Raw genomic sequence first — 13146 nt, forward strand, 5'->3', positions numbered from 1 at the left:
CTTCAAAAGTTTCTTTCTTGTTATCATACAATACTGTTGCAGTAAATGATTTTTTAGATACATCTACTCCTACGACAATTTTATAGTTGTTCATAAAAGCACCTCCTTTCATAAAATACTTGACATGGGAGAAACTTCCTGATAACCTATCATCGTAATCAATACAGGCTTAAAAGCCTAATGTTCTGATTCAGGCTTTAGGAAGTTGTAGGAAGGACAGTCTAAAACATCCTGAACGGTCTTAAAAGACCAATGACAGAAACTTGATCTGTCCTTCCTTTTTTCTCCCATGTCTGTAATTATTATAAAACTTATTCTCTTAAAGTTTAAAAATTTTTGGTATACTTAATATACGATGACAGGAAAAGGTTGATTAATAAGTGTTAAAGGAAGGACAACCTTATTCGTCATTCTGCAGCCGGCGAAGAATCTCATACTCTTATTTAATTTCTCACCCGACGTATTGATATATAATTTTATATCTTAAAAACACAAAAGGAGCACTTTTTGGAAAGTTTGGAGAAAAAAGATAGTTTAGAGATAAAGCCAACTATTTCATGCTCCTGTGGTCCAATATCTCTAAGTGAAGAAAAAAACGCTGAATGTTATCAGTGTGGAATTCCGATCACTGGAAGACCTTTAAAATTTGAAGTAAATGGTAAGATGGAAGATTTTTGTTGTTTTGGATGTTATTTGATAAATAAAACCACCGGTCTTCGTGGTGATGAAGGCACGGCAATGGCTTTCCTTGGAAAGTTTGGATTTGGCTATTTCCTTGCAATGATTGTAATGATGCTTAGCACTTATATATACGGCTCTCATTTTGTTGACCCAAACGACAAAGAGATGCAACTTTTCACAGGATTTATCAAATACGTAATCCTTGTCTTATCTACTCCTGTTATGCTGATTCTTGGCGTTCCTATTCTTAAAAACTCTTTTTCAAAAGAAAATTTATTAAACTTTAATACAGATACGCTTATTGCTATCGGCTCGTTTTCTGCTTACTTTCTCTCTGTTTATTCGGTCTTAACCGGTAAGAATGCAATATATTTTGAAACTGCAACGATGATCTTAGTTTTAGTAACATTTGGTAGATATTTAGAGACATCTTCAAGAGTAAAAGCTTCAAACTTTATGAAACAGCTTATAGACCTAACAGCAAAAAAAGCAACGATTATTAAAAACGATGAAGAAGTTGAAGTTCCTGTTGAAGAAGTTAGAGTTGGAGATATAGTAAAAATTCGTCCGGGTGAAAAAGTGCCGGCTGATGGTGTGATAATAGAAGGAATTGGTCATGTTGATGAATCGGTTTTAACTGGTGAGATAAACCCGGTGTTGAAAAAATCTGGAGATTATCTGTATGCTGGAACAACTGTTTTAGATGGAAGTTTTAAGATAAAGGTTGATAAACCACAATCACAGTGGACGTTAAACAGATTCATTGAGATAATGAAGCAAATAAGAAACACAAAAGCTCCAATAAACAGAATAGCTGACAGAATAGCTTTCTACTTTTTGCCGATAGTGTTTTTCTTGTCAATTTCTTCATTTATCTACTGGTATGTAAACGCCGGGTTTGAAAAGGCTTTAATTGTATTTTTATCTGTCTTGCTTATATCTTGTCCTTGTGCGTTTAGTATTGGCGCTCCATTAGCTTTATGGCTTGGACTTGGTCAAGCAATGAAAGAAGGGATCATTGTCAAAGGTGCAGATGTCCTTGAAAAAATAGCATCTGTTAAAAAAGTGTTTTTTGATAAAACAGGGACGATTACAGAAAGAATAATGGAAGTTTCAAAAACATTCTTTAAAAATGATGAGGCAAAAGATATTTTTTATTCCTTGGAGAAAAACTCAGAACATCCTTTGGCTGTAAGCTTTGTAAAATGGTGTAGGGATTGTAAAGAGTTAAAAGTAGAAAATTTTAAAGTCCATTATGGGCTTGGTGTTTCTGGTGAGATAAACGGCAAGAAATACTATCTTGGAAGTCAAGAGTTTTTAAAAGATGTTCAAATAGATGAGAATATAAAAAGTTTGTTCAATCAAGCATTAGAAAATGGAGAGATTATAACATATTTGACAGATGGAAAAGAAATTCTTGCAGTTGCAACATTTTCTCAAAAAATCAGACCGGAAGCAAAAATAACATTTGATGCTCTCAAAAAGTTAAAAGTAGAGACAGAAGTATTGACAGGAGACTCTGAATATTTTGCAAAAGTTTTAAAGAAAGCCCTTGATATAGAAAACGTTAGAGCAAACCTTAAACCGGAAGATAAATTAAGATTCATAGAAGAAGAAAAGAGTAAAGGAAAAACTGTTGCAATGGTTGGCGATGGTATAAATGATGCTCCGGCTTTAGCAAAGGCAGATATAGGAATTGCTATGGGTTGTGGAACAGACCTAACAAGAGAATCAGCCAACGTAAGCCTGATAAGTGATGATTTAAGAAAAATTCCACTTCTTATAATCTTGGCAAGAAAGGTTAAAAGAGTAATATATACGAATATGTTTTGGGCTTTTATTTACAACATAATAGGAATGGGTCTTGCAGTAAGCGGGCATCTAAACCCAATTTTTGCAGCTCTTGCAATGGTATTAAGCAGTGTATTTGTAATAGGAAACTCTTTAAGAGTTAAAATAAGTTAGGTTTTAGAAAAGTGACGGTTGATGGGTAAAAATTTTATCAATATCTCACACTTACTTTTTCGCTTTCTTACTTCTCACTTTCTTTAAAAGAGGAAATCCTTTGGACTAAAGTCCTCAGGATGACGGGTGTGGTGAGTCAAGGGAGTAAATTCTTCGGCTCTAAGTCTAAGGATGGCAAAAACCTGTCAACAGTGTCATGAGACTGTTCCAATGACCCACACTGTCATTCTGAACGAAGCGAAGAGTATCTTCCTTTCTTTTCAAGTCAAAAATCAAAAAGAGATCCTTCGGCCTCAGGGACGAGAAAAAGTAAGTTAACATATACATTCTACAACTTACCAAAATTTTAGAACACCTTCCTACATTCACTTGCAATATTCAAAATATAGTGTATACTATATAGAGTGAAAAGAGGAAAGAAATCCTCTAAAAATAGGAAAATATTAATGGAACTCGGGAGTCGGGATTTCGGAGCTTAAAATATAAAATTATAAAATCTTTCCAAATCCCACGCTTCTAAGTCCTTACTAAAATCCTTAAAATCAGAGCATTTCTTTTCCTCTTTAAAAAAAATTTTTTAAGGAGGCATTTTTATGTCAAATCAAGGTAAAACATTCAAGGATTTAAATCTATCAAAGGAGACTTTAAAATCCTTAGACGAATTAGGTTATTCTAAACCTACAGAAATTCAAGAAAAAGCAATTCCGGCAGTTATGACCGGAAAGGATTTAGTAGCACAAGCACAAACAGGTACAGGAAAAACTGCAGCTTTTGGAATACCCGTTGTTGAAAAAGTAAATCCAAAACAAAAGAAAGTTCAAGCATTAATCTTGGTTCCTACAAGAGAGTTAGCAATTCAAGTAGCTAAGGAAATTAAAGAACTTGGAAAAAACAAAAAAGTTTATACCTTGGCAGTTTACGGCGGTAAATCTATTAGCCATCAAATAAACTTTTTAAAGAAAGGTTCGGACGTCGTAGTAGTAGGTACACCAGGAAGAGTTAGAGATTTATTAGAAAGAGGCGTTTTAAATCTTGATAATGTAAAAATGTTTGTTTTAGATGAAGCAGATAGAATGCTTGAAATGGGATTTATAGACGATATTGAAGAGATTATGTCTTATCTTCCGGAAGATAGACAAAATTTATTATTCTCAGCAACTATGCCAAAAGAGATTTTAGAATTAGCTGAAGAGTTTTTAAATGAGAATTATGAAACAATAAGAGTTAAGCCAGATGAAGTAACTGTTGAAAAGATAAAACAAATCATTTACAGAGTAAATCCAAGAGATAAGTTTAAGAAATTAACAGAAGTTTTAACTCAAAATGAAGCAGAAAAAGTAATTATTTTTACACAAACTAAAATCGAAGCTGATGAGCTTGCAGAAAGATTAAATGAAGAAGGCTTTAATGCAAGTGCTATCCATGGTGATTTTTCTCAAAAGAAAAGAGAAACTGTTTTACATAATTTTAGAACAGGCAAATTAAAAATTCTTGTCGCTACAGATGTTGCAGCAAGAGGACTTGATATAAAAGGTGTTGACCTTGTTGTAAATTATGGTTTACCAAGAGATGCAGAAAGTTATATCCATAGAATAGGCAGAACCGGAAGAGCAGGAAGAGACGGAACAGCTATTTCTATAATGACCCCTTCTGAAGACAAACAACTTCAAAATATTAAAAAGAAAACAAAAGCGAATATAGAAGTCATAAATGAAGCACAAGAAAAGAAATTTTCTTCAGCACAAAAAGATAAACCTTCTCAAAAAGAAAGGTCTCCAAGAAATCAAACAAGAAGAAGATAGAGAAGTTAACTATAAATAGAAGTTCGTAATATGTAATTTAGAGTAATGGAGACTGTTCCGAAAATCCAAATCGTCATTCTGAAGCCGGCGAAGAATCTCATTTTTCCTTATTTTTAAAAGAGGAGATTCTTCGGCTTACAGCCTCAGGACGATGACACGAAAAGGTAAGCTTACGAGAATTTTAGAACACTCTTTCGAGTAATGATATATTGGGGCGGCTTTGGCTGCCTATACTTTAAATTGGTACATGTTTTAATTTTTAAGTTGGTGTTACAGAAAGGTAAACTTATGAGAATCTTTTTACCCAGTTTTTCTTTTTTCTCTCATCTTCTCTATATGAACTAATAATGCAGTAATCGCTGCAGGAGTAATTCCTTCTAATCTTGAAGCTTGTCCAAGGGTCATTGGTCTAAATTTAGTTAGTTTTTGAACTATCTCTTTTCTCAAACCTGCCACTTGGCTATAATCTATATCTTCCGGAATTTTTATACCTTCTAAGTATTTCATTTTTTCATTTAATTTTTCCTCTCTTTCAAGATAACCATCATATTTAACATTGATTTCTATCTCTTCTTGTATGTAATCGCTTTCTGGAACGGCAATTCCCATCTCTTTAAGCTTTTGAATATCAACTTCCGGTTTTTGTAAGTAAGTAAATATAGAAACTTTTTTCTCTCCATCTTTGATAAATGTTTCTTTATATGTGTTTATCCAATTCCTAATTTCTTCTTCTGTTTTTTTGACAAATTTATACTCTTCTTCATTGAGCATTCCTATGTTGTAAGCTTTTTGATATAGTCTTAAAATTGCGTTATCTTGTCTTAGATGTAATCTGTATTCTGAGCGTGAAGTGAAGAGTCTGTATGGTTCAATTACGCCTTTTGTTGTAAGGTCATCTATCATAACGCCGATGTATGCTTCGTCTCTTCTTATTATAAATGGCTCATCTTTGCCAAGGGCTTTTAAAGCTGCGTTAATTCCAGCTACTATTCCTTGACCCGCAGCTTCTTCATAACCCGTTGTTCCGTTAAAGTTTCCTGCGTGATAAAGTCCTCTAATTCTTTTTGTTTCTAAGGTTGGATAAAGTTCTGTTGGCATTACAATATCATACTCTATGGCATATGCCGGCTTTAGTAAGACCACATTTTCAAGTCCTGGTATGCTTCTATACATCTGCCATTGAATTTCTTCAGGCAGTGATGTGCTTAAACCGTTTGGATATATACTAATTCCATCTCTTGTTTCCGGTTCTAACCATACAGTATGCCTTTCTTTACCTTCGAATTTTACGATTTTATCTTCTATGGATGGACAGTATCTTGGTCCAATACCTGTGATGGCTCCGCCATAAAGTGCTGTTCTATGTAGATTTTCCTTTATGATTCTGTGAGTTTCCGGCGTTGTGTATGTAATATAACATGGTATTTGGTCTTTTTCTTTAAACCAGTAAGAACCTTTTGGCTCGGTCCAGAAAGAAAATTTAGGCGGTGGATTGTCTCCCGGTGCTTCTTCAAGGATTGAAAAGTTTATTGTATTTTTGTCAAGTCTTGCAGGCGTACCTGTTTTAAATCTAAATAATTCAAATCCAGTTCTTTTATAGAATTCAGGAAGCTTTGTAGATGGTTTTTCTTCCATCCTTCCTGCCGGAAATCGCTTATCTCCTATGTGTATAAGACCGTTTAAAAAAGTTCCGGTAGCAACAACTACTGCTTTTGTTTTTATTTTTAAACCCTTATCTGTGATAACTCCATCAACTTCGTTTTTATTTTCTTTTAAAACTATGTCAATAACTTCATCTTCTATGACTGTAAGATTTTCTGTGTTATTGGTTTTGTTAACCATATATTTTCTGTATTCTTCCTTATCTGCCTGAGCCCTTGGAGACCTTACGGCAGGTCCTTTTCTTGTGTTTAAAACTTTAAACTGAATACCTGTTTGGTCTATGGCTTTTGCCATTTCACCACCAAGAGCATCAACTTCCCTAACTACAATTCCCTTAGCTATTCCGCCAATCGATGGATTACATGGCATCAATCCTATTTTTTCTTTATCGATCGTAATTAAGGCAGTTTTTGCCCCAAGCTTTGCAGAAGCTAAAGCAGCCTCAATCCCTGCATGACCACCACCAATCACAACTACATCATACTCTATATCGTAAACCAATTGAAACCTCCTATTAACTTGTTAAGCTTTTGTAATTCTGCTAAAATTATATCAAAATAATTTATCCTATTTTAAGAAGTTTGAAAGGAGTTTATCGTGAAAAAGTTTATTTTTTTATTTGGATTATTAACATCTTTAATCCTATCTTCTTGTGCTTCTAATGAAATTGTTATCCAGCCTAATGCACCTGTTAGTTTTGTAGCTAAAACAGAAAGAAAAGGAGATTATAGCTTTATTATTCCTTCAAACTTCCAGCTGATTGAAAACGAATCTCTTGTATTTGAAAGCGAAAACATCTATCGAGCATATCTTATTTACAAAGGTGAAGGTTATATTCAAGATTTAGTTAATTTTTACGACAGAGAAATGCCAAAAGCTGGCTGGAAAAAAATCTCTGCTTTAATCGGCAAAGATGCAATTTTAGCATTTCAAAAGGATAATCAGATAATAGTAATTAAAATTCAATATGGATTAACAAACACGTATCTTAGAATGCTTTTGACGAGGTAAAAAATTGAGAAAGTTATACATGCCCCCAGAGTGGAGTAAACATAAAGGAACTTGGCTATCTTATCCACATAACCCAGACACATTTTTTGAGAAAATAGATAACGTAAGAGATAAATACACAGATATGGTAAAGCTTTTGTCCGAATTTGAAGAAGTTCATATAAATGTAAATGACGAAGAAATGGAAAATGACGTATTATCAAGATTAAAAGATAAAAAAGTAAATTTAAACAATGTGTTCATACACAGATTCCCTACTAACGACGCATGGTGTAGAGACCATGGAGCTATTTTCGTTGTAGATAGAGACAAAAACAAACTTGTTGCTCTTGATTTTAAGTTTAATGCTTGGGGTGGAAAATATCCATACGAATTAGACAACGAAATCCCTAAGAAAATGGCTGAGTATCTGAATGTTGAAAGAATAGAAATAGACATGGTTTTAGAAGGTGGCTCCATTGATGTAAACGGAAATGGCTTACTGCTTACTACCGAATCTTGTCTTTTAAATCCAAACAGAAATCCAAATATGTCAAAAAAAGAAATTGAAGATAATTTAAAGTATTACTTTGGCGTTGAAAAAATACTTTGGCTTAAAGAAGGTATAGTTGGTGATGATACTGACGGACATATAGACGATATAACAAGATTTGTAAATGAAAATACTGTAATAACTGTTATAGAAGAGAATCCAAATGATGAGAACTATCCTATTTTAAAAGAAAATTATGAAATGCTAAAAACATTTACAGATATAAAAGGAAATAAATTAAACATAATCACGCTACCAATGCCAGACCCTCTTTATTACAAAGGGGATAGACTCCCGGCAAGCTATGCCAATTTTTATATATCGAATAAATATGTTATTGTTCCAATCTTTAACTGCGATAAAGATAAAATAGCTTTAGAAGTATTGCAATCAGTTTTTACAGACAGAGTGGTTGTTGGAATAGATGCTTCTGATATAGTCGTTGGACTTGGCACGTTTCACTGCTTGACTCAACAGATTCCATATGTATAATGTGATAAGAATATTGGACGAAGTTTGTATACCTTGGATGAGAAATTACCTCCATAGCATACTCTTTCTAAAAAAGCTATAACCAATAGCATCTGCTTATAGATAGGCAATAAAAGAAAGTTTTAATCTTTCTCCATCTACTATAGAGACTGTTCCAAAAATCCGTACTGTCATTCTGGGCAAAGCAAAGAATCTTTTCCCTTCTTTTCAAGTCAAAAAATCAAAAAAGGGATCCTTCGGACTTACGGCCTCAGGATATGGAAAGATAAACTTACTAGAATTTTATATCCTCTGGATATAATCAAAAAACAACTCATAGAAAAGCTTGAGTGTCTATAAAACAAGAGAGCTTCTGATCAGAGGAAATTCTTTAGATTTACGTCCTCAGTATGTTGGCATTGGTCGTTAAAACAGCCTTCATTTAACTCTTTTTATCATATTCACAGTACTTTACAATCGGACAATCTTTACACTTAGGTTTAATGGGCTTGCAAATGGTTTGTCCAAAGGCAACAAATACAAAATTTATATCTTTCCAGTATTTTTTGGGTAATATTTCCATCAGCTTAAACTCGGTCTCTTCCGGATTTTTGGTTTTTACTAATCCAATTCTGTTTGATATTCTGTGAACATGAACATCTACACATATAGCAGGTTTTCCAAAACCTTCTGATAAAACTAAATTTGCCGTTTTTCTTCCAACACCTTTGAAAGACAAAAGCGTTTCTAAATCGTCAGGAACCTTAGAATTAAATTTTTCAACAAGTATTTCTGAAATCTCTTTTATAATCTTTGCTTTATTTCTATAAAATCCTACCGGATAGATTAATTTTTCTATTTCTTTCTCGGAAAGTTTTAAGATTTTTTCTGGTGTATCTGCAACTTTAAAAAGTCTATCACTTGCTTGAGCTGTTGTTTGGTCTTTTGTTCTAAGGCTTAAAATGGTAGAAATCAATATTTTAAATGGGTCATTTCCATTTCTACCCATAAAGGCAACTACAGGAGCATTCCAATTTTTGCTTTCTTTTTTTAGTATTTTAAAAGCTTTTTCGAATGTTTTTAAGTCCATAATTTTCCTCATTTTAAAGTTATGTTAAAATTTTACAAAATTATGAGTGGAGGTAAGCAATGGAATTTCTGAGAAAAAAAGAATATAAACAAGTAGAAACTAAATTAAAAAGAAGTTTAGGCTTTTGGGATTTAGTCTTTATAGGAGTTGGTGGAATTATAGGTGCAGGTATTTTTGTAATCACGGGACAAGCGGCAGCAAGTTATGCAGGACCTGCAATTGTTTTATCTTTCATTTTTTCTGCTATTGCTATAGGAATTACAGCTCTTGTCTATGCAGAATTTAGCTCATCTTTTCCAGTTTCCGGAAGTGCTTACAGTTATACGTATGCTACGCTTGGAGAGATTATAGCTTGGCTTGTTGCTTGGAATATTTTATTAGAATACGGAGTTGCTACTGCAGCAGTTGCTACAGGTTGGTCTGGATATTTGCGAACCTTTTTAGAAAAAAACTTTGGATTTACTCTGCCGGTTGAATTAACAGGTGCTTTTGACCCAAGCAAAGGAACTGTTATTGACCTATTTGCTTTCTTAGGTGTTATCGGTGTTTTTGTTTTACTGACGATTGGAATAAAAGAAAGTGCAAAAGTAAACTCTGCTATAGTAATACTTAAATTAACAATTTTGATCGTCTTTATCATTGTTGGAATTAAATATGTAAAATTAGAAAATATCACTTCTGACTTTTTACCATATGGCTGGCAAGGAGTTTGGACTGCGGCGTCTTTAATAGTTTTTGCATATCTTGGATTTGATGCCATCTCTACGTTGGCAGAGGAAACAAAAGACCCACAAAAAACCTTGCCAAAAGGTTTAATAACCGCTCTTGGAATTAGCACTGTTTTATATATAGCTGTCTCTTTTGTATTGGTAGGAATGCTTAATTATAAATCTTATGAAGGAAAGCCTGACTCACTTGCCTATGCTATGTATCAAGTAAATGAAAAATGGGTTGCTGACTTTATTTCTATTGGTGCAGTCATAACCATTACAAGCGTTATGATTGTTATGGGACTTGGTTTTACAAGGGTTATGTATGCATTATCAAGAGATGGACTTTTCTTTAAAACTTTTTCAGACGTTCATCCTAAATTTGGAACTCCATATAAAGCCTCCATTGTTGGTGGTTTATTTTTATCTATATTAGCTGGAATTCTGCCTTTAAAAGTTTTGGCAGAGCTTGTAAATATTGGTACATTATTTGCATATCTCATGGTAGGAATTGCTGCAATAGTTGTTAGAAAAAATTCAAACTATAATCCAATATTTAAAGTTCCTACCCCAAATTTACTCCTGCCTTTAAATATTATATTCTTGCTTTTAATAATGGCAGGTTTACCATTGGATACGTGGGTTAGATTTTTTATATGGAGTTTCATTGGACTTCTTATTTATGCTTTATATGGATTTAAAAATAGTAATTTAGGAAGGTAAGAAGTGTTTTAAAGTCATCATACATAAAATTCTACTAAACTATTATATTAAATTGACAAAAAAAGATAAGAATCTTTACGGAGGGAATATTTAATGCGACCCAAAATTGAACCTAAGCCGATTGAAAAGTCTGTCCCATCTGACAAATTTATTGTATCTAAGACAGATACGAGAGGTATTATCACTTATGCAAATCCAGTATTTATTGAAATTTCTGGATACACAGAAGATGAGTTAATCGGTGCAAATCATAACATTATTAGACATCCAGATATGCCAAGGACTGTTTTTAAGCTTCTTTAGGATACTATACAGAAAGGAGATGAAATTTTTGCATATGTAAAAAACATGGCGAAAGATGGCAGTTATTACTGGGTGTTTACACACGTGACTCCAACCTTTGACAGCTCTGGAAAAATTATTGGTTATCAATCAGACAGAAGACCTGTTAGAAACAGGGAGTTTTTAAATAATGTTATAATTCCATTATATCAAGAACTAAAAAAAGAAGAGCAAAAAGGACTGGATGCAGGAATGAGAAAGCTTGAAGAAACGCTTAATAAAATTGGAATGTCTTATGAAGAGTTTATTTTTAAAAACTATTAATTAAGTGAGGCGTTGAACGTGAAACGTTAAACGTTAAAAAAGGAGGTGATTATTGATGACAACACACAAAGCTTCTTCTTTAACTAAAATACAGCATGCCAATATGCTGTCTATAGGGATATTTACATTTGCCCTTTTAATTGAAGTTTACAAGCATGGTTTTGATTTTATTAGAATCCTTAATATTATCAACTTCTTAACTGCTTGGTATATATTTGTTAACATTAAAAAAGTTCAAGGGTTTGTTAGTAGAATAAGCGATGTTGTAAATAGAGCAGAAAGGGGGGGGACCTTGAGCCAAGATTAGTAAAAGAAAGAGGAGGCGGCGAACTTTTAAAACTTGCTCATGATGTAAATTATTTGTTAGACCAAGTAGATACATTTTTAAGAGAAATTCAAAGTCCATTAGAGTATGCATCCAAGAGAAAATACAAGAGAAAGGTTATACCTGATGGTTTTGCAGGCGAGTTTAAAAGGGTTGCTGAAAAACTAAACATTCCTTTAAAAGCCATTGAAAATAATGACAAATTTATAGAAAAAACAAGAATGATAGAAGAACTTTCTCGTATAGGTGGCGGCATACAGGCTAATTTAATAGTTATTTCAGAAGATTTAAACAAGCTTGTAAACAAGCTTTCTTTAATTAAAGAAGAAAGTAAAAAAACTGTAGATATAGCAGTAAAAGGAAATAAAGAGATAGAAAAGATAGTTAACGATTTGTCGCAGGTAATAAAAAATATTGAAGAGTAAAACAGAGTAATACAAAATTTAGCTCAGAAAACAGAAGATATTAGCGTTGCGGTTTCATTGATTAAAGATATAGCAACCAAACAAACCTGCTTGCTTTAAACGCAGCAATAGAAGCGGCAAGGGTTGGAGATATGGGAAGAGGCTTTGCAGTTGTTGCAGACGAAGTTAGAAAGCTTGCAGAAAGAACTCAAAAGGCAACGGAAGATGTTAGAAAAATAATCTCGGCGGTAATATCAGAAGTATTCCAAACAGCAAACCTTGTAGACAAAGCAGTAGCAAGAATACTAAAAAATTCAGAAAACTTTGCAACATCTTCTAATGATTTAAAAAGGTATGCGACAGAAATAGAAAATTCTTCAAAAAAAACATTCAACGAGCTTTTAGATTCATGGAATGTATTTAAGGAATTAAAAGAAACAACAAAAAATGAAAATTTAAAGCTTTATATATTCTTAATAGAAAAAATTATAGACCATGCTAAGTTTATGCTTAACATAGCTGAAGCAGTTGAAAGACGGGAAATTATCAGCGTTGCATCCCATCATGAATGTGATTTAGGTAAATGGTATTACTCTGTTGGTTCAAAAGAAATTATGATATGCGGAACAGAAGGAGAAAGGTTATTTAGAGATATGGAAACCCCACATAAAAATATACATGATTTAGGCAGACAAGTTATGGAAGCAATGAAAAGAGGAAGCGTGGACGAACTTATACAACTGCTTAATAAAATGGTAGAAGATAGCCAAAATATAATCAATGATTTAGTAAGATTAGGTGAAAGCTGTATTAGAACGTGAGACGTGAAACGTTCAACGTCCAACATTCAACGTTAAAAAAATGGAGGTAAAAAAATGGAAAACCAAGAGATTAACAAAAATCTGGAAGAGATAAAGAGGATGGTAGATACAATAAAGAAGATAGCTAAGCAAAGCAATTTGCTTGCACTAAATGCGGCTATAGAAGCTGCAAGAGTTGGAGAGATGGGTAAAGGTTTCTCTGTTGTAGCAAGCGAGGAGACTTGTCAATAATTTTGTGTCTGTATTGAAAACTTTTTATTAAACAATTGTAAAATTTCATAAGAAGCTCCTTTAAAAGCAGGTATAGGTTTTTTCCATTTTTTATTCTTTAAATTATCTCTCT

Annotated in this window: 11 protein-coding genes and 1 pseudogene; 10 read left to right on the forward strand and 2 right to left on the reverse strand. The window is 33.1% G+C overall.

Annotated elements, in window-relative coordinates; all coding sequences use genetic code 11:
- The first annotated feature begins 507 nt into the window (after nt 1–507).
- Nucleotides 508–2646 (forward strand): cation-translocating P-type ATPase, encoded by a 2139-nt coding sequence (locus Q0929_RS07330; RefSeq protein ID WP_299239337.1) that lies wholly within the window; start codon nt 508–510, stop codon nt 2644–2646.
- A gap of 593 nt (nt 2647–3239) precedes the next feature.
- Entirely contained in the window at nt 3240–4448 is a 1209-nt protein-coding gene (locus tag Q0929_RS07335; RefSeq protein WP_299239340.1) for a DEAD/DEAH box helicase, read from the forward strand.
- A gap of 300 nt (nt 4449–4748) precedes the next feature.
- Here Q0929_RS07335 and mnmG read toward each other — a convergent pair whose 3' ends face one another.
- Nucleotides 4749–6611 (reverse strand): tRNA uridine-5-carboxymethylaminomethyl(34) synthesis enzyme MnmG, encoded by a 1863-nt coding sequence (gene mnmG / locus Q0929_RS07340; RefSeq protein WP_299239341.1) that lies wholly within the window; start codon nt 6609–6611, stop codon nt 4749–4751.
- Nucleotides 6612–6707: 96 nt separating this feature from the next.
- Here mnmG and Q0929_RS07345 point away from each other — a divergent pair, with 96 nt between their 5' ends.
- Together Q0929_RS07345 and Q0929_RS07350 are read left to right on the forward strand one after the other, a co-directional pair.
- Nucleotides 6708–7121 (forward strand): hypothetical protein, encoded by a 414-nt coding sequence (locus Q0929_RS07345; protein WP_299239342.1) that lies wholly within the window; start codon nt 6708–6710, stop codon nt 7119–7121.
- Between the two features lie 4 nt (nt 7122–7125).
- Nucleotides 7126–8145, forward strand: a complete 1020-nt coding sequence (locus tag Q0929_RS07350) for an agmatine deiminase family protein (protein ID WP_299239343.1) — start codon at nt 7126–7128, stop codon at nt 8143–8145.
- Nucleotides 8146–8566: 421 nt separating this feature from the next.
- Here Q0929_RS07350 and nth read toward each other — a convergent pair whose 3' ends face one another.
- The gene (gene nth / locus Q0929_RS07355) at nt 8567–9214 is read right to left on the reverse strand and encodes an endonuclease III (protein ID WP_299239345.1); all 648 of its coding nucleotides are present in this window, start codon (nt 9212–9214) and stop codon (nt 8567–8569) included.
- A 59-nt stretch (nt 9215–9273) separates the two neighbouring features.
- Here nth and Q0929_RS07360 point away from each other — a divergent pair, with 59 nt between their 5' ends.
- From Q0929_RS07360 to Q0929_RS07390, 6 genes and pseudogenes are all read left to right on the forward strand, one after another.
- Nucleotides 9274–10647, forward strand: a complete 1374-nt coding sequence (locus Q0929_RS07360; protein WP_299239347.1) for an amino acid permease — start codon at nt 9274–9276, stop codon at nt 10645–10647.
- 93 nt (nt 10648–10740) lie between these two features.
- Nucleotides 10741–11253, forward strand: a pseudogene (locus Q0929_RS08985) (PAS domain-containing protein).
- A gap of 55 nt (nt 11254–11308) precedes the next feature.
- Nucleotides 11309–11560 (forward strand): hypothetical protein, encoded by a 252-nt coding sequence (locus Q0929_RS07375; protein ID WP_299239353.1) that lies wholly within the window; start codon nt 11309–11311, stop codon nt 11558–11560.
- Between the two features lie 53 nt (nt 11561–11613).
- Nucleotides 11614–12003, forward strand: coding sequence for a hypothetical protein (locus Q0929_RS07380; RefSeq protein ID WP_299239354.1), 390 nt, complete (start codon nt 11614–11616; stop codon nt 12001–12003).
- A 131-nt stretch (nt 12004–12134) separates the two neighbouring features.
- Nucleotides 12135–12803, forward strand: a complete 669-nt coding sequence (locus Q0929_RS07385) for a CZB domain-containing protein (protein ID WP_299239356.1) — start codon at nt 12135–12137, stop codon at nt 12801–12803.
- 54 nt (nt 12804–12857) lie between these two features.
- Nucleotides 12858–13034, forward strand: a complete 177-nt coding sequence (locus tag Q0929_RS07390; protein WP_299239358.1) for a methyl-accepting chemotaxis protein — start codon at nt 12858–12860, stop codon at nt 13032–13034.
- Nucleotides 13035–13146 lie beyond the last annotated feature (112 nt).

It is taken from the genome of Sulfurihydrogenibium sp., assembly GCF_028276765.1.
GTDB lineage: Bacteria > Aquificota > Aquificia > Aquificales > Hydrogenothermaceae > Sulfurihydrogenibium.

Coding starts and splice junctions, on each gene's coding strand:
- Q0929_RS07390 (WP_299239358.1), top strand. CDS start 12,858: ATGGAAAACCAAGAGATTAACAAAAATCTGGAAGAGATAAAGAGGATG.
- Q0929_RS07360 (WP_299239347.1), top strand. CDS start 9,274: ATGGAATTTCTGAGAAAAAAAGAATATAAACAAGTAGAAACTAAATTA.
- Q0929_RS07335 (WP_299239340.1), top strand. CDS start 3,240: ATGTCAAATCAAGGTAAAACATTCAAGGATTTAAATCTATCAAAGGAG.
- nth (WP_299239345.1), bottom strand. CDS start 9,214: ATGGACTTAAAAACATTCGAAAAAGCTTTTAAAATACTAAAAAAAGAA.
- Q0929_RS07375 (WP_299239353.1), top strand. CDS start 11,309: ATGACAACACACAAAGCTTCTTCTTTAACTAAAATACAGCATGCCAAT.
- Q0929_RS07385 (WP_299239356.1), top strand. CDS start 12,135: ATGGGAAGAGGCTTTGCAGTTGTTGCAGACGAAGTTAGAAAGCTTGCA.